The sequence below is a fragment of the Streptococcus oralis genome (assembly GCF_016028255.1).
GTDB lineage: Bacteria > Bacillota > Bacilli > Lactobacillales > Streptococcaceae > Streptococcus > Streptococcus oralis_AC.
This window is the reverse complement of sequence record NZ_CP065707.1, coordinates 1,290,323-1,307,985: the sequence shown is the minus strand read 5'-3', so window position 1 is coordinate 1,307,985 and position 17,663 is coordinate 1,290,323. Positions and strand designations below refer to the sequence as shown.

Annotated in this window: 17 protein-coding genes; 5 read left to right on the top strand and 12 right to left on the bottom strand. The window is 40.3% G+C overall.

The features are described from left to right. Positions 1–10: 10 nt before the first annotated feature. The 10 genes from atpD to I6G42_RS06340 form a co-directional block, all read right to left on the bottom strand. Complete coding sequence (atpD, locus tag I6G42_RS06385) at positions 11–1,417, bottom strand: F0F1 ATP synthase subunit beta (RefSeq protein ID WP_000094371.1); 1,407 nt, start codon at positions 1,415–1,417, stop codon at positions 11–13. A gap of 85 nt (positions 1,418–1,502) precedes the next feature. After that, complete coding sequence (locus I6G42_RS06380) at positions 1,503–2,381, bottom strand: F0F1 ATP synthase subunit gamma (RefSeq protein ID WP_000301231.1); 879 nt, start codon at positions 2,379–2,381, stop codon at positions 1,503–1,505. Between the two features lie 15 nt (positions 2,382–2,396). Next, a complete protein-coding gene (gene atpA, locus I6G42_RS06375; RefSeq protein WP_000996624.1) occupies positions 2,397–3,902 on the bottom strand; it encodes a F0F1 ATP synthase subunit alpha in 1,506 nt (501 codons plus the stop codon). Between the two features lie 14 nt (positions 3,903–3,916). After that, a complete protein-coding gene (locus tag I6G42_RS06370) occupies positions 3,917–4,453 on the bottom strand; it encodes a F0F1 ATP synthase subunit delta (RefSeq protein ID WP_033584142.1) in 537 nt (178 codons plus the stop codon). After that, positions 4,453–4,947 carry a F0F1 ATP synthase subunit B gene (atpF, locus tag I6G42_RS06365; RefSeq protein ID WP_000558540.1) on the bottom strand — a complete coding sequence of 165 codons (495 nt, stop codon included), beginning with the start codon at positions 4,945–4,947 and terminating at the stop codon, positions 4,453–4,455. The genes I6G42_RS06370 and atpF overlap by 1 nt, the downstream gene beginning before the upstream one ends. A gap of 13 nt (positions 4,948–4,960) precedes the next feature. Beyond that, positions 4,961–5,674 carry a F0F1 ATP synthase subunit A gene (gene atpB, locus I6G42_RS06360; RefSeq protein WP_000392853.1) on the bottom strand — a complete coding sequence of 238 codons (714 nt, stop codon included), beginning with the start codon at positions 5,672–5,674 and terminating at the stop codon, positions 4,961–4,963. Positions 5,675–5,708: 34 nt separating this feature from the next. Next, positions 5,709–5,909 (bottom strand): F0F1 ATP synthase subunit C, encoded by a 201-nt coding sequence (locus I6G42_RS06355; RefSeq protein ID WP_001054552.1) that lies wholly within the window; start codon positions 5,907–5,909, stop codon positions 5,709–5,711. Positions 5,910–6,140: 231 nt separating this feature from the next. Beyond that, positions 6,141–6,452 (bottom strand): CHY zinc finger protein, encoded by a 312-nt coding sequence (locus I6G42_RS06350; protein ID WP_080566831.1) that lies wholly within the window; start codon positions 6,450–6,452, stop codon positions 6,141–6,143. A gap of 14 nt (positions 6,453–6,466) precedes the next feature. Beyond that, on the bottom strand, positions 6,467–7,753 hold the full coding sequence (locus I6G42_RS06345; protein WP_000169103.1) for a peptidase U32 family protein: 1,287 nt from the start codon (positions 7,751–7,753) through the stop codon (positions 6,467–6,469). A 136-nt stretch (positions 7,754–7,889) separates the two neighbouring features. Next, positions 7,890–8,588, bottom strand: a complete 699-nt coding sequence (locus I6G42_RS06340; protein WP_038805135.1) for a GntR family transcriptional regulator — start codon at positions 8,586–8,588, stop codon at positions 7,890–7,892. A gap of 140 nt (positions 8,589–8,728) precedes the next feature. Between I6G42_RS06340 and guaA the strand changes: the two genes are divergently transcribed. Continuing rightward, entirely contained in the window at positions 8,729–10,291 is a 1,563-nt protein-coding gene (gene guaA, locus I6G42_RS06335; protein WP_038805134.1) for a glutamine-hydrolyzing GMP synthase, read from the top strand. Positions 10,292–10,706: 415 nt separating this feature from the next. On the opposite strand, the gene I6G42_RS06330 is transcribed toward guaA, so the two are convergent. After that, complete coding sequence (locus I6G42_RS06330) at positions 10,707–11,042, bottom strand: hypothetical protein (RefSeq protein ID WP_038805133.1); 336 nt, start codon at positions 11,040–11,042, stop codon at positions 10,707–10,709. 441 nt (positions 11,043–11,483) lie between these two features. On the opposite strand from I6G42_RS06330, the gene I6G42_RS06325 reads away from it, so the two are divergent. Genes I6G42_RS06325 through I6G42_RS06310 form a run of 4 tightly spaced genes read left to right on the top strand, consistent with a single transcriptional unit; the run spans position 11,484 to position 16,004 of the window. Further along, positions 11,484–12,257, top strand: a complete 774-nt coding sequence (locus I6G42_RS06325) for an ABC transporter ATP-binding protein (RefSeq protein WP_038805132.1) — start codon at positions 11,484–11,486, stop codon at positions 12,255–12,257. Beyond that, positions 12,247–14,301 (top strand): FtsX-like permease family protein, encoded by a 2,055-nt coding sequence (locus I6G42_RS06320; RefSeq protein WP_038805130.1) that lies wholly within the window; start codon positions 12,247–12,249, stop codon positions 14,299–14,301. Before I6G42_RS06325 ends, I6G42_RS06320 begins: the two co-directional genes overlap by 11 nt. Before the next feature lie 31 nt (positions 14,302–14,332). Then, positions 14,333–15,016 (top strand): response regulator transcription factor, encoded by a 684-nt coding sequence (locus I6G42_RS06315; RefSeq protein ID WP_038805129.1) that lies wholly within the window; start codon positions 14,333–14,335, stop codon positions 15,014–15,016. Beyond that, the gene (locus I6G42_RS06310; RefSeq protein ID WP_038805127.1) at positions 15,006–16,004 is read left to right on the top strand and encodes a sensor histidine kinase; all 999 of its coding nucleotides are present in this window, start codon (positions 15,006–15,008) and stop codon (positions 16,002–16,004) included. The genes I6G42_RS06315 and I6G42_RS06310 overlap by 11 nt, the downstream gene beginning before the upstream one ends. 82 nt (positions 16,005–16,086) lie before the next feature. Here the strand turns inward: I6G42_RS06310 and ffh are convergent, their stop codons facing one another. Next, positions 16,087–17,658 carry a signal recognition particle protein gene (gene ffh / locus I6G42_RS06305; RefSeq protein ID WP_038805126.1) on the bottom strand — a complete coding sequence of 524 codons (1,572 nt, stop codon included), beginning with the start codon at positions 17,656–17,658 and terminating at the stop codon, positions 16,087–16,089. Between the last annotated feature and the right edge of the window lie 5 nt (positions 17,659–17,663).

Here is a 17,663-nt window from a genome sequence, read left to right as displayed (position 1 = left end):
AGATCACCTCTTAAAATCCCATTTTCTCAGCCTTAGCAATGACGTCTTCGATTGAACCGACACCACGGAAGGCATCTTCCGGTAGATGGTCATGTTTTCCTTCAAGGATTTCCTTAAAGCCGCGAACTGTTTCCGCTACTGGTACATAAGAACCAGGTTGACCAGTAAATTGTTCGGCAACGTTGAAGTTTTGAGACAAGAAGAACTGGATACGACGGGCACGAGCAACCAAAGTCTTTTCTTCATCAGAGAGTTCATCCATACCAAGGATAGCAATGATATCTTGCAATTCATGGTAACGTTGAAGGACACGTTTGACTTCAGCAGCAACTGCATAGTGCTCCTCACCAACAATCTCAGGTGCCAAGGCACGAGAGCTTGAAGCAAGTGGGTCAACGGCTGGGTAAATCCCCAACTGTACCAACTTACGTTCCAAGTTAGTTGTTGAATCCAAATGAGCGAAGGCCGTTGCTGGCGCAGGGTCAGTATAGTCATCCGCTGGCACATAGATAGCCTGGATAGAAGTTACAGAACCCTTCTTAGTTGAAGTGATACGCTCTTGCAATTGACCCATTTCCGTAGCAAGGGTTGGTTGGTAACCAACGGCTGAAGGCATCCGACCCAAAAGGGCAGATACTTCTGAACCAGCTTGAGTGAAACGGAAGATATTATCGATAAAGAGAAGCACATCTTGGCCTTCTACATCACGGAAATATTCGGCGATTGTCAAGCCAGTAAGGGCAACACGCATACGTGCTCCAGGTGGTTCATTCATCTGACCAAATACCATGGCTGTTTTCTCGATAACACCTGATTCTTTCATTTCCCAGTAAAGGTCGTTCCCCTCACGAGTACGTTCCCCAACACCGGTAAATACTGAAATACCACCGTGTTCTTGGGCAATATTGTGAATCAATTCTTGAATCAGGACAGTTTTACCAACTCCGGCACCACCGAAAAGTCCAACTTTACCACCTTTTAGGTAAGGGGCAAGAAGGTCGATAACCTTGATCCCTGTTTCCAAGATTTCAGATGAGGTAGACAATTCATCAAAAGTTGGAGCTTTCTTATGAATTGGCTGACGCTCAGCGTCTTCAGCGAAAGGAGCATCCAAGTCGATGGTATCTCCCAAAACATTGAAGACACGTCCCAAAGTTTCTTTACCTACTGGAACAGAGATTGGGCGGCCTGTGTCCAAAACTTCCATTCCACGAGTCAAACCATCTGTTGATTCCATGGCGATCGTACGAACCATACCATCACCCAACTCCAAGGCTACTTCAAGGACGATTTTTGTTTTTCTTTCGTCATTTTTGTAGACGACAAGTGCATTATTAATCTCAGGAAGTGTTTCCCCTGCTGCGAACAAGACGTCGACAACGGGTCCAATAACCTGAGCAATTTTACCTGAACTCATCTCCTTCTCCTATTCTATATAAGATACTGTCGGTTCCTAGTTCACCTAGGGCCTAAGTTCATTTTGATATGAGGGAGGCAAAGCCTTATTCTAAGGCACTAGCCCCCGCTACAATTTCTGTAATTTCTTGTGTAATCGCCGCCTGTCTGGCACGGTTATACTGGATTGTCAAATCATTGATGACTTTCTTAGCATTATCAGTCGCCGTTTGCATGGCTGTCATACCTGCAGCATTCTCAGCTGTCTTGGCATCGATGATAGCCCCGTATATCATACTTTCTGCAAACTGAGGTAACAACTGCTCTAGAATCTCATCACGACTCGTTTCCAACTCAAATGTCAAGCTATACTCTTCATCTGCTTCATTTGGATCTAAGTCAACAATCGGCAACATTTGTTCCACACGCATTTGACTTGTGAGAGTATTGACATGATGGTTGTAACAAACATAGAGTTCATCAAAAAGTTCATTTTGATACATTTCAATCGTTTTTGAAATAATTTTACGAACTTCATCAAAACTTGGTTGGTCGGCCAAGCCACGTAGTTCATAGATTGGTTGAATGCCACGAGCCTTAAAGAAATCAGCTCCCATACCACCAATACAGATTATCTCAAAACCTGTACCATCTGGATGGTATTCTTCTTTCAACTCCATCACAGCTTTAAGGATGGAAGCATTATAACCTCCAACCAAGCCACGGTCTGAAGTAATAACGATATAGCCTGTTTTCTTAACTGGGCGACTAATGAGCATCGGATTGGTAGAACCACCAGATCCGTTACCATGCAGAATATCCGTCAAAAGCTTACGAACCTTCTGAGCATAAACTTGAAAGTTACGTGCTGCTTCTTCAGAGCGACCTAACTTGGCAGCCGATACCATTTGCATGGCATTGGTGATTTGACTAGTATTTTTTGTTGAGGCGATTTTTGTTTTAATATCATTTAGAGATACTGCCATTTGACACCTCTATTCTTATTGGAAGCTGGATTGATTGAGAAACTCTGTAATCGCAGCATCCAAGACTGCTTCTTCTGGCAAGTCTTTTGTTTCACGAATAGTTTCCAAAATCTCTGGATGTTGTGCATCAAAGAAATCATGAAACTCTTCCTCAAAACGAACAATGTCATCTACAGGAATCGTATCCAAGAAACCATGTGTCAAAGCATAAAGAATGGTTACTTGTTTCTCAACAGGTAATGGTTTATGAACTGGTTGTTTCAGAACTTCAACGGTACGACGTCCACGATTTAACTTAGCTTGAGTAGCCGCATCCAAATCAGAACCAAACTTAGTGAAGGCTTCCAACTCACGATATGAAGCAAGGTCGATACGAAGTGTACCAGCAACCTTCTTCATAGCTTTGATTTGTGCAGAACCACCTACACGAGATACAGATGAACCCGCATCAATAGCTGGACGAATACCCGCATTGAAGAGACCATCGCCAAGGAAGATTTGACCATCTGTGATTGAAATCACGTTGGTTGCGATATAAGCAGAGATATCTCCTGCTTGTGTCTCGATAAATGGTAGAGCTGTGATTGAACCACCACCAAGTTCATCAGAAACCTTAGCTGAACGCTCAAGCAAACGGCTATGAAGGTAGAAAACATCCCCAGGGAAGGCTTCACGACCTGGTGGACGACGAAGCAAGAGGGAGAGTTCACGATAAGCGACCGCTTGTTTTGAAAGATCATCATAAACGATCAAAACATGCTTCCCTTGGTACATAAACTCTTCTGCCATAGCAACCCCAGCATAAGGAGCTAGGAAGAGCAATGGAGAAGGTTGTGAAGCAGAAGCTGTCACAACGATTGTGTAGTCCAAGGCACCGTACTGACGAAGTGTTTCAACTTGCGTACGAACAGTTGACTCTTTTTGCCCAATCGCTACATAGATACAGATCATATCTTGACCTTTTTGGTTCAAAATAGCATCAATAGCGATGGTTGTTTTCCCTGTCTGACGGTCACCGATAATCAACTCACGTTGACCACGACCAATCGGAACAAGGGCATCAATAGCTTTCAAACCTGTTTGCAATGGTTCTGATACAGACTTACGTTGCATAACGCCAGGAGCCGGCGCTTCTACTGGACGAGACTTATCAGTATGGATTTCTCCAAGACCGTCAACTGGACGACCAAGTGGATCCACAACACGTCCAATAAGGCTCTCACCAACAGGAACTTCCATGATTTTACCTGTACGGCGAATGGTATCGCCTTCACGAATATCTGTAAAGTCACCTAGGATGATAATCCCAACGTCTGTCGACTCCAAGTTCTGCGCCATCCCATAAGAGCCGTTTTCAAAAATCAACAGCTCCCCGCTCATGGCATTTTCAAGGCCGTGAGCACGCGCAATTCCGTCCCCGATATAGGTTACAACACCTGTTTCAGATACATCAAAATTGGGTTTGAAATTTTCAATTTGTTGCTTAATTAAAGCGCTGATTTCTTGTGCGTTAATTGCCAAAAGAACACCACTTTCTATTTCAAATTTTCTTTAACAACTCGAAGTTGTTGTTTAATACTCACATCAATTGTCTTGTGATTAGCAAAAATGACAAAACCACCAATGAGTCCTTCATCAATTTGTTCTTTGACGCTCCGCACTTTCAGAGACATTTTTTTCTCTATCAATGGGAGCAGACGTTCCTTCTGTTCATCTGTTAAAGGATGGGCTGAAGAAATAGTTACTACAAAACGATTGGTCTCTTTTTCAAGGCGATTCAAACAATCTGCAATTACTTCATAAAAAAGATTTGCTCTGTGATTGTAAACCAGAACTTGAATAAAGTTTTGCATTAAAGGTGACACAGAGTCTTGAAAGAAACCAACTGTTTTTTCCTTATCTGACTCATCGACTGCCACCTGAGCTAAAAAAGAAGGTAAGCCCGTTTCTTCTGCGACTTGCTTGATTTGATCCAAGTCTGAAAAAATCCGGTCCTCTTCTCCTTTTTCAATCACTAATTGGACAAAAGGCATGCTGTACTTTTCAATGACCTTTGCTGTTTTCTTGTCCATTAGGCTTCTCCTAGCTGATCGATATACTGATCAATGAGTTCCTTATGGGCATGACTGTCAAGGTTTTGTGAGATGATTTTTCCAGCTAAACTAACTGTCAAATCTGCTACCTCACCTTTAACGCTTTGTAAAGCCTCAGCTTTGTTTTGCGCAATTTCTTGGTTAGCTTTTTCTTTCAAGCGACCAGCTTCTAGCTTAGCTTCAGCCAGAATATCTGATTTGCTCTTTTCAGCTGTCTCCTTAGCATTCTCGATGATAGTTTTAGCTTCGCTACGGCTTCCTGCTAATTCATCTTCACGCTTTTGAGCAAGAGTTTCTGCTTTTTGACGAGCTTGTTCAGCACCATCAATATCAGCAGCAATCTTTTCGGCGCGTTCTTCGAAGACACTTGTCAAGTTTGACCATGCGTATTTTTTGACTAAGACGATCAAAAGGATAAAAGAGCCAGCAATTAAAATAAAGTTACCAATCAATTCACCTACTGTTACGTGCATCATTTACTCCTTTCTACTCTTCATCATTAATTTTATTTCCTAGATACATTGAAGACAAGACTGTGAATACATAGGCCTGAACACAGGAAATAAACACAGAGAATGCCGTCCAGACAAGATTGGTAACAAATGCGACTGGATACCAATAAAGAGCCTGATGAGAAAGAGTAATAAGCAAGCTTGCCATCACTTCTCCGGCAAAGATATTCCCGAACACCCGCAAAGCAAGTGATAGGAAATTCGTGACTTCTTCAAGGAGATTCATCGGTGTCATAAAACCTGGGGTTACAAAGCCTTTCAGATACTTTTTAACACCACGGCGACGAATTCCTTCTATATGGGTCATCAGGATAATTCCAAATGACAAAGCCAAGTCAAACTGGAGATTTGCAGTTGGCGATGTCCAAAGGTTTGTCCCATCTGTAGTTTGAAGTTTCGCCATCAAACCAAGATTGTTTGCGATAACCATAAAAAGAAATAAACACAAGTAAAAGAGTGAGTAATCTTTCATGTACCGAGAACCTACGTTGGGTTCTGTAAATCCGACTACAAAGTCATAGAGATACTCTAGTACATTTTGCTTTCCTTTGGGTTTCACAGTCATATTACGACTTGCCCAATAGATAAAGGCAAAAATCAGTGCCACAGACAACAAAGTCAATGCTGTCAAGGTTAAATCAAAGGTAACAGGACCAATATTGATGGTTGGATTGATACTTTCTTCCATCTAGAATCCTCCCTTTTCCATTTTATACTTCTCTTTATTTGATGATAAATGAAAATACGAGAGTTACAAAGAATGTTCCTTCGATAAAGGCAATCCCCATGATCATCAAACTACGCAATTGTGGGATGATATCTGGTTGGCGTGCTGCAGACTTGAACAAACCGTTCATCAAAAATCCTTCTGCAAGGGATACACCCATACAGGCAAGACAAAGACCGAAAAATGTTAAATTCATGATGAATTCTCCTTTTATTTAAAATTTACTTACTTAGTTTAGTCCTAAAATTTGTTTTTGTCAACTTTTTACTTACGTTGGAAGCGTTTCAGATGATTTATTTTTATTTTTGCTATTTTTATACCACTGTATAGATAAGTTTCTCATTTTATGATGAAATGTGTTTCCACTTTTTCTATATTTTCCGAAATAAATTGAAAAATCCAAGTTTAGAACTTGGATAGATTCATTTTATTTGAAATAGTAGGAATAGTGTTGTTTACACCCTGGATTAAATGGAGATTTGCAATAAGGGCAGGCTATTTGTTTTTGATATTCTTGAAATGTTATTGTCCTCATACAAGCCCCACATAAAATCGGTCGATCCTCCGCAAGCGTCAAGGGGTAAGGTGAAAACAAATGCGTTTCTATAGCATTGTGGCACTGATAGCAAGCATAGTATTTTTTACACTCATAGCACTGGAGGGAAATAATATCCTTTTCACCATGATAGTGAACACATCTGCTTTCATTATCTACCAACAATCCTTGCACTTGAATCATTCACTTTTCCTTATCTAGGCACGAACTGTGACACTTGTCCCGTCTTCCTTATAGAGATTGATAAGACCTTCTTTGAGAGCTCGAACCATATCCCCAGCTTGCACAGGTTGAGGAACCTTAATGGTCAAGAGTTCCATTGGATTTGGAGCACGGTCGATTTTATTGCCTTTAGAATCGTGAAGATTTTCGATATAGGTTTCAAAATGACGGAAACCTGGTCCATAAAACTCAACTTGATCTCCTTCATTGATAACATTCCGTTGACGAATGGTTGCTGTCTGGGTTGCATCATCATAAGAAACCACCTCAGCGACAAACTTGTATTCAGGGATTTTACGACGTGCACCAAACAACTGTTCATTTTCTGTAGGTGTGCTATAGTAGAAACCTGTTGCCAATTCACGCTGGGCAACTTTCCACATCTCATCTACCAGGTCTTGTTTAATAGCTTCAAATTTTTCTGGGCTTTCAAGGTAAGCATCCACAGCCGCCTTGTAGCAGTTTGTTACTGTTGAAACATAGTGAATAGACTTCATTCGACCTTCAATCTTGAGACTATCTACACCATTTTCAATCATATCTGGGATATGGTCAATCATAGACATATCAACGGCAGACATTGAAAATTCTTCTGGGATTTCACCCTTAAGGCTCTTACGTTCTTGGCCAAAGGGCATATCGTAGAGGTCGTATTTCCAACGGCAAGACTGAGAACAGCCTCCGCGGTTAGCATCACGCATACTCATGTGGTTTGAAAGCGTACAACGACCTGAGTAAGAAATACACATGGCTCCATGTACAAAGGCTTCAATCTCAACATCTGTACGTTTGCGAATCTCTGCCAATTCTTCCATTGAAACTTCACGAGCCAAAACCACGCGAGTTAGACCAAGTTCTTTCCAGAACTCTAGAGTTTCATAGTTAGTGGCACTTGCTTGGGTAGAGAGGTGGATTTCTAAACCTGGTGCTTCTGTTGCTGCAATCATGATCAAGGCTGGATCTGACACGATAACTGCGGCAATCCCGATGTCACGCAACTTACGGAACCATTCTCCAGCACCAGCTTCGTTTCCTTCGTGCATTACCATGTTAGCAGCCACATAGACCTTGGCACCGTACTTGGCAGCGAACTGGACACCTTCTTCCATCTGTTCAAAGGTAAAGTTTCCAGCACGGCTACGAAGACCATAGGCCTGTCCACCGATGAAGACTGCGTCCGCACCATATTGAACAGCTACTTTCAGTTTTTCTAAAGTTCCAGCAGGTGAAAGAACCTCAGGACGTTTTAATGTTTTTGTCATGTTTTCTCCTATTTGCAATATAAAAGTTTGACGTTTTTCCTTCTCATTTTATAGTAAATAAGTGATAAAATCAAGCCTAGACAGATTGTTTTGACAATTCTAATCTTCTTAAAAACGAAAAACTAGTCTTCTGAGACTAGTTGTTTTCAAGATAAAATTCAAAACGTTCACCCACATACTGACTCTTAACATATTCAAAAGCCGTCCCATCATCGAGATAGGAAACCTGAGTCAATGCCAGAATCGCATGCCCTTTCTCAACTTCTAAGTAATGGGCAATCTTTTCCTTAGCCAATCTCGCATAAATGGTCTGTTGGGATTTTCCAATTCGGTAACCATGTTCTTGCAAGGTCTGAAAGAAATGACTGGTTACTTCTTCTTTTTTAAAATTCTTAATGAACTTTTCGGGGATAGAAGCTACTTCATAGACTAACGGAACTTGATCAGCATAACGCACCCGTTCCATGCGGATAATATTCTCTGTCGGAGTAATCCCTAGCTTTGCGACCTCTTGCTCATTTGGAATGGTTCTTCTGTAAGAAATAAGTTGGCTGGAAGGTACTTTGCCCTGAGATTTGACAATCTCCGTAAAACTGGTTGTCCCTCTCATTTTTTCTTGGACACGAGTGCTAGAGACAAAAGTCCCACTTCCTACACGACGCTCCAAAACTCCTTCCTCAACTAAGAGAGAGATGGCCTGGCGTAATGTCATCCGGCTAACTTGAAACTGTTCCGCTAAATCTCGCTCACTTGGAAGTCTCTCTCCGATTTTCCAATGATGCTCATCTATATCCTTTTTTATCTGATCGTGGATTTTCATATAGGCTGGTAACATGATTCTCACTTCTTTTCTTTATTTTCTCCATTGTACCGTATTTAATTAGAAAAAGTCAAACTTTGCCTTGTTTAGTTGGTAATTCACCCTCATTTATGATAAAATATTGAAAAAGATATTTCTTTTGAGAAAGGAAAAAGATGAGCAACATTTCAACTGATTTGAAAGATGTCGAAAAAATCATCGTACTGGACTATGGTAGCCAATACAACCAGCTGATTTCACGCCGTATTCGTGAAATTGGTGTTTTTTCAGAGCTAAAAAGCCATAAAATTTCAGCTGCAGAGGTTCGTGCGATTAACCCTGTAGGGATTATCCTCTCTGGTGGCCCAAACTCTGTATACGAAGATGGTTCATTTGATATTGACCCAGAAATTTTTGAACTCGGTATTCCAATTTTGGGAATCTGCTACGGTATGCAACTTTTAACCCATAAACTTGGAGGAAAAGTTGTTCCTGCAGGTGATGCTGGCAACCGCGAGTATGGCCAATCACCACTTACTCACACAACTTCTGCCCTCTTTGAAGGGACTCCTGAAGAACAGATTGTTTTGATGAGCCATGGCGATGCTGTTACAGAGATTCCAGCTGATTTTGTTCGAACTGGAACTTCTGCTGACTGTCCTTATGCAGCTATTGAAAACCCTGACAAGCACATCTATGGTATCCAATTCCACCCAGAAGTTCGCCATTCTGTATACGGGAATGATATCCTTCGTAACTTTGCCCTTAACATCTGTCAGGCTAAAGGTGACTGGTCAATGGACAACTTCATCGATATGCAGATCAAGAAAATCCGTGAAACTGTAGGTGACAAGCGAGTTCTTCTCGGCCTATCAGGTGGTGTTGACTCTTCTGTTGTTGGAGTTCTTCTTCAAAAAGCAATCGGTGATCAATTGATCTGTATCTTTGTAGACCACGGTCTTCTCCGTAAGGGAGAGGCTGAGCAAGTTATGGACATGCTTGGTGGTAAGTTTGGTTTAAATATCGTCAAAGCAGACGCTGCAAAACGCTTCCTTGACAAACTTGCTGGCGTTTCTGACCCTGAACAAAAACGTAAAATCATCGGTAATGAGTTTGTTTATGTCTTTGATGACGAAGCAAGCAAGCTAAAAGATGTAAAATTCCTTGCTCAAGGAACGCTTTACACTGACGTGATTGAGTCTGGTACAGATACTGCTCAAACTATCAAGTCACACCACAACGTAGGTGGTCTTCCAGAAGACATGCAGTTTGAACTCATCGAACCACTCAACACTCTTTACAAGGACGAAGTTCGTGCCCTTGGTACAGAGCTTGGTATGCCAGACCACATCGTATGGCGCCAACCATTCCCTGGACCAGGACTTGCTATCCGTGTCATGGGTGAAATCACTGAGGAAAAACTTGAAACTGTTCGTGAGTCTGATGCTATCCTTCGTGAAGAAATCGCCAAAGCAGGTCTTGATCGTGACATCTGGCAATACTTCACTGTCAACACAGGCGTTCGTTCAGTCGGTGTTATGGGTGACGGTCGTACTTACGACTACACAATCGCCATTCGTGCCATTACTTCTATCGATGGTATGACAGCTGATTTTGCCAAGATCCCTTGGGAAGTCCTTCAAAAAATCTCTGTACGTATCGTAAATGAAGTAGACCACGTTAACCGTATCGTCTACGATATTACAAGTAAACCACCAGCAACCGTTGAGTGGGAATAATTGCAATCAATAAGACAATATAATTTATTAACTCAAAAAAACTAAAGGGCAAGAAGATTTTTTCATAACCTTAAAAATCTTCTTGCCCTTTAGTTCTTTATTTTTTGTTATTTTTCTCTCATACGAAAACATATAGAAATCTAATTATCAATGATACATAAATATTTTAACTTTTTTATCTTATATTCAATTCTCCTTTATTAATTTGTTTGAGAAGGAACATACCTTGTGGTATTTTTAATATCCATTCTTAAATTATTTTGAACAACATTATTATATCATTTCTGATTAGATATGAATTTTACATAACTTTTTAAGGCTAAATGATTAAAAGATAAATATAGTTTTTTTCATTCTATTCCTACTGCAAATCAGATAGCAAGAAGCAAAATTTTAACAAATTCTTTTTCTATATCTACTCATCCCTATACTTAATTTTTTCCACTTCTACAACTGAAGCGGGATTAGCAGTTCGGTAATCTAAAATTTTATTTTTAAAATCAGAGTTTTCTACAATTGTCATATCAAAAGTAAGTCTATTTGAGTTAGAAGTATCCGCTATAATTTTGGAACCAATTTCATATTCTTCCAATACACGCCCTCTAAATAGTAATAAAGCTCTTTTTACTCCATTAATTTTCGAAAGTGAAATTCTCCAACTACCATTGGCACGGTCTACCAACTCTTCATCGTTACCGAAAGGAATTGTTCTGTCTTTGTCACTAAGTTTTAAAATCAATAATTTTTCCATAATATTTACACACTTTCTATTTTTTATTAAATTATAACATAGTTTACTCTAAAAGTAAATAAATTGCGATTCTTATTTTATAAGAGCATAACTCTTATTCAGGAACATAAAGAAATAACAAGTTTGTGCTCATTTAATCTTGACATAACAATAGAATAAGAAAATCAGGAATAGAGTTAATAAGTTTAAAAAGTCCTAGAAATCAATATTTCTAAGGCTTTTTCTTTCATATTTTCAAAATAAGGAATTTTTGTAATATAGAGAGTCCTTGAGCTTTAACTCCTCTTTTTAAATCCCTAAAACCATGCTATAATATAGTAAGTATAAGTCCAATAACCTGACTATAAAAGTCAACGATAAAGATTTCTTACATCATCCGTAAGTGTTATTCTACTCTGATTCATACTATAATGAAAGTAACAAAAGATGGAGGTGTTTCACATGGAAACAATTTTACGAGTAGAATCATTAACAAAGCATTATGGAAAAGAGTCGAATATCACCAAGGCCTTGAACGGCATATCTTTTCAAGTTGTCAAAGGTGAGTTCTTAGGGATTATGGGGAGCAGTGGATCTGGAAAAACAACCCTTCTTAACTGTCTCGCCACTATCATCAAGCCAACTGACGGTTCCATTCAAATGCAAGAAAAGGATTTAAGTCAATTAAAAGGTAGTCAGTTAGCTGATTATCGTGGTAAGGAAATTGGTTACCTCTTTCAAAATTTTGAGCTTTTGGACAATCTGACAGCCAAAGAAAATATTTTACTTCCCTTGTCTTTGCACAAGGTCGATGCCAACGAAAGCAAGGTTCGGTTAGAATTGCTTTCCCAATATCTGGATATTTCTGAACTTCTGGATAAGTTCCCATCTCAATTATCGGGTGGTCAACGGCAAAGGGTAGCTGCTGCGCGTGCCTTGATTTTAGACCCTAAGATTGTATTTGCGGATGAGCCCACAGGGGCTTTGGATTCAAAAAATGCGACCATTTTGATGCAAAAATTATCCAAAATGAATCAAGTTGAAGAAACCACCATTCTCATGGTGACCCACGACTCCGTCGCTGCCAGCTTTTGCAACCGCATCTTGTTCATCCAAGACGGAAAACTATTCCATGAAATCCGACGCGATTATCCAAGAGAAAGTCAAGAAGACTTCTACCACAGAATACTAAAGGTCATGGCAGCGCTAGCTGGAGGTGATGGCAATGTTTTCTAAATTAGTCTCAAGAAACAGCAAGAGGGATCGAAAGAATAACGGCTTGTATTTCAGTTCCATGGTTCTTTCTATTATCTCCCTTTACATCATCCTTTCTTTGTCACATCAAGATGTGATGCTCTTTCTAAAACAAATAGAGAGTGACGCTGTAAATAAAATCTTTAGCATGATTCCCATTTTTTACGTAGCAACGCTCTTTATTCTCTTTTTTCTAGTCTACTTCGCAAGCAGTATGCAGATGGAAAGGAGAAAACATGAATTTGGTGTCTATCTCACACTAGGCATGCGAAGAAGCAAACTGTTCTTGCTACTCCTCCTTGAGGATTTGAGAAACAGTGTCCTTGCCCTTGGAATAGGCCTTCCAATTTCAATCTTGATTTCAGAACTGATCAGCCTAATAACCGCTAAAATTGTGGGACTAGGGATTATTGAGCATCAATTTTCTCTATCTACTACAGCTCTACTCTATACAGTCATTGGCTTCCTAGCCGTAAAATTAGCTGTTTTTGTCCTTTTAAGTGCAAAGACGGCCAATAAGGAAATCGGAAACCTGCTTCCCTATTCACCCTCTGGAATGAAGAAACTACTCCCCAAGGGTGTGTACCTTCTTGCTTCCGTCCTCGGAATTTTGCTTCTAGAAACAGCCTATTACATGGGTATGAGTGGACGAGCTTGGGAAAGTGTCATAACCATGGGCATCACTGTTCTCTTGGGGACTCTAGGAACTATCCTCCTCTTCTTTGGTATGCGTTTATTTATAGACTTTTTGGTCAAGCTTGGAAACAATCGAAAACTTCATGCCTATAATTTTAGACAGATTCAGGAATTAGTTATCCAGCGCTCAACTATACTGGCCATCTGCTCCCTCTTAATCTTCTCTGCCTTGTGCCTCTTTGGAGCAGGTGTTGCTATTGCAAGTGGCAATTCAGGCAATCAAACCCACGTATTGGATTATACTTTTAGAGACAGCAAGCAAGAAACAGATGAAAATCTTGATATAGACACAGTTAAAAAAGAGCTTGAAGCTACAGGACTAGCATCACAGTTTTCAAAGATTCTGCAAATCAAAGTCGGCAAACCGAAAGAACACGAATCCGTGTCCTTCGAAGACGTCATCAAGGAGTTGAAAACTCAACAAGACAGCAAGAACAAGGAAATTTTACTCCATAAATTTAAACAGTCGACTACTTCCCACCTCATACCAGTTTCCGAATACAATGAACTTAGAAAGGCTGCCAATCTCCCTCCTCTAGAATTAACTAGCAAGGAAGCCTACTTGTATATGGGGAAAGATTTTCTCCCAGATGAGAATCTCGTCAACTCTGTCCTGAAATCAAATCCTCATGTCAAAGTCATGGGAAATGATGTAAAATTAATTGGAGAGGTACAGTCTTTACCAATTGTAACGGACCGTGAGGTAACCCTCTCTGTAGCCCTCATAGTCCCAGATGAAACCTTTATGAACTATACAGATGGTCAGTATTCGAACTATGTCAGCGGTATCTTGGCTCCTGAGCTGGTCAAGGAAAAAGGCCTGATGAAAGCTATCTCAGATACCAATGAAAAGCTAAATCAAACCTCTCTTGGCTATGAAAGCTATATACAAAATATGGGAAGACAATTGTTTTATATCATCTCTGCCAGCTATATCACCATCTATCTGGCTATCATCTTCCTTGTTGTCGCAAATACAATCATCGGCGTTCAATTTTTGATGGGTCAGAGACAATCCTACAGACGATACCAAACCTTGATCCATCTCGGTGCCAACTACGAAACTCTTTGTAAATCTTCAGAAAAACAAGTCAACTGGTATTTCGGTCTGCCAATAGCCCTTGCACTTATCAGTAGTAGCTTCGGAGTGAGCTCCCTCCTCACAGGAATAGTACCTGCTAGTGTAAGAATGGACATGGGGCAAAAATTTATCACAGCCATGCTGATCGTACTGCTCTTAGCTGGCTTTGAAGTCATCTATATCAGAATTGTAAAGAAAAATAGCAACAAGTATTTGTTATCCTTAATGGAACCCAAAAGAGATGAATAAAGTCGCATAAATTAGAAAAGGAGGAACCGATATGAAGCATATTCTGGTTATTGAAGATGAAGCCTTGATTCGAGATGAAATTGTCATCTTGTTAGAGAAAGCTGGTTACCAAGTTGATAAGTTGACTGACTTCAAAGAAACAAGCCAGCAAGTGCTGCAATACGATACGGATTTAATCATACTGGATTTGAATTTGCCAGGAGAAACAGGTTTTCAAATTTGTAAAAATCTCAAGTCAAAACGCTCTGTGCCCATATTGGTTCTCACCTCTCGTGAACAACTAAAAGATGAGATCTACGCCCTGAAATTAGGGGCAGATGAGTATCTAACAAAGCCTTTCAAAAAAGAAAGATTCTTGGCACGTATAGAAAATATCTTGAAACGCTATGAAGGTAGACAAAATCTACTTGAAAAAGATAATTTTCTACTGGATCGAAATACCTATACCCTTTATATAAATGGACATTCGATTTTACTCCCCCAAAATCAAGGGAAATTGTTAGAAACCTTATTAGTGGCAACTGATTCTGTCGTCACAAAAGAAGAATTGAGCATGAAACTGTGGAATACAACTGAGTTCATCGATGAAAATGCCCTTCAAGTAAATATTGCAAGGCTAAAAAAGGTGATGAAACAGGCTGGCATTGCCCTTCAAGTCAAGTCCGTCAGAGGTATTGGTTACAAGCTAGAAGAGGTAAGTCCAGATGAAATATAATCTAAAATATCTAGCTACTTATCTGCCTTGGTTACTTGTTCTCTTAGCATTTGATCTATTTACAGCTGTCCTGCTTTGGCTTTCAGATGTGAGAATGTTTCAGGCCCTCATCCTTCTCTATATTTTAGCCACCGTCCTGCTCTTTTTCATCCTATCACTCCTACTGATAAGAAAAGAAAGAAAAAAATCCGCTACCTATAAAGCCTTCATAGCCAATCCTAAGATCGATACTGAGCTTGAATTATTGCATTTATCAAGTGCCTCAGAGAAAGAAAGCATTGAACAAATGGCAGATACACTTTATCAAAAGCAGGCTGAAATAGGAAAGCTCAACTCATTACTAGCCGAGTACGAGGACTATGTTGAAAAATGGGCACATGAGATTAAACTCCCTCTATCGCTTCTTTCCCTCCTTTTGGACAATCAAAGTGACCAGTTGCCGAAGGATACAGCTTTTAAGTTGGACTATGTGAGAAATCAAATACAAGAAAATGTATCGCAGATCCTATTCTACTACAGGGTGAAAAGTGAGAAAAATGATTTTCTATTTGAAGATCTTGACCTAAAAGAGTGTATCCAAGACCTCTTGGAAAACTTTGATCCCTTGCTCAAAGAAAAGAATTTTACGATTCAGCTAGAAAATATACAAGGAACTTGCTACACTGATCAACGCAGTTTTGAATTTATCCTCTCCCAAATCCTCGCCAACGCCCTTAAATACAGCTCTGACAAGCCCAAACTCAGTATTTCTATATCAAAAGACAAGGAGCACACAGCATTGATTATTAGGGATAATGGCTGCGGAGTTAAAGCTTGTGACTTACCTCATATCTTTGAGAAAGGTTTTACAGGTGATTCAGGAGAGACAAGGAAAAAATCGACAGGCATGGGCCTCTATCTGGTCAAACAATTAGCAGATGCTTTAAAAATCGAAATCACAGTAAAATCCGAATGGATGCAAGGCTTTGAAATCTCTCTTTCTATTTAGTCATTTTTCAATTAAGAAAATTGCCTAATCATAGAAAGCACATATTTTATACCAAAAAGGAAAGCACTTCTGCTTTCCTTTTTTATTTACGTTTTTTCTTCGCTTTTTTCATTTTGTTGGCCATACGTTTCATAGACTGTTTCATGGCAAATTCACCGATTTTACCTTTGAGTCCGCCACCAAACATCTGGCTCATATCTGGCATGCCTGCTCCTCCGAGACCTGACATATCCGGCATTCCACCTTGTCCCATCATGCCTTCAAGGGCAGACATATCCATCCCTCCCATATTTGACATATTTTTTGGAAGGTTATTTGGATTGATTCCCATTTGCTTCATCATCTTGTTCATATCGCCAGACATGACACCTTGCATGAGCTGTTTGGCCTGGTTAAAGTCTTTGATAAATTTATTGACTTCAACAAAGGTATTTCCAGAACCTGCAGCGATACGACGGCGACGGCTTGGATTTAACAAATCGGGATTTTCACGCTCCTCAGGTGTCATGGAAGATACAATGGCACGTTTGCGCGCAATCTGACGCTCGTCCACCTTCATGTTTTGAAGGGCTGGATTGTTAGCCATACCTGGAATCATCTTGAGCAAGTCTTCCATTGGTCCCATATTTTGCACCTGATCCAATTGATCAATGAAATCATTGAAATCAAAGGTGTTTTCGCGCATCTTCTCAGCCATTTCAAGGGCTTTTTGCTCATCGTATTCCTGAGAAGCTTTCTCAATCAAGGTCAGCATATCCCCCATACCAAGGATACGGCTTGACATACGATCTGGGTGGAAGGTTTCGATATCTGTTATCTTTTCACCCGTACCAGTGAACTTGATAGGTTTTCCAGTGATGTGGCGAACAGACAAGGCCGCACCACCACGAGTATCCCCATCAATCTTGGTAAGGATGACACCAGTTACTTCCAACTGAGCATTAAACTCACGGGCAACATTAGCCGCTTCCTGACCGATCATGGCATCAATGACGAGGAGGATTTCATTTGGCTGAGCCAGTGCTTTAACATCACGAAGCTCATTCATGAGAAGTTCATCGATTTGTAAACGCCCTGCCGTATCAATCAAAACATAGTCGTTGTGGTTGGCCTGCGCTTGCTCCAAACCTTGGCGAACAATCTCAACAGCTGGTACTTCTGTTCCAAGTGCAAAGACTGGAACATCAATCTGCTGTCCAAGTGTTTTCAACTGGTCGATGGCGGCTGGGCGGTAAATATCCGCAGCAATCATCAAAGGACGAGCATTTTCTTCCTTCTTGAGTTTATTAGCCAGCTTACCAGCAAAGGTCGTTTTACCAGCCCCCTGCAAACCGACCATCATGATAATGGTTGGAATTTTTGGTGACTTGATAATTTCTGCCGTATCGGAACCTAAAACAGCTGTCAATTCCTCATCAACGATTTTGATAATCTGTTGGGCTGGATTGAGGGTATCAATGACCTCGTGTCCGATTGCACGTTCACGAACCTTCTTGATAAAGTCCTTTACAACAGGCAAGGCAACGTCGGCTTCCAGCAAGGCCAAGCGAATTTCTTTGGTTGCTTCCTGGACATCAGCCTCAGAGATTTTTCCTTTTTTACGTAGATTTTTAAAGACGTTCTGTAAACGTTCTGTTAAACTTTCAAATGCCATTTTTC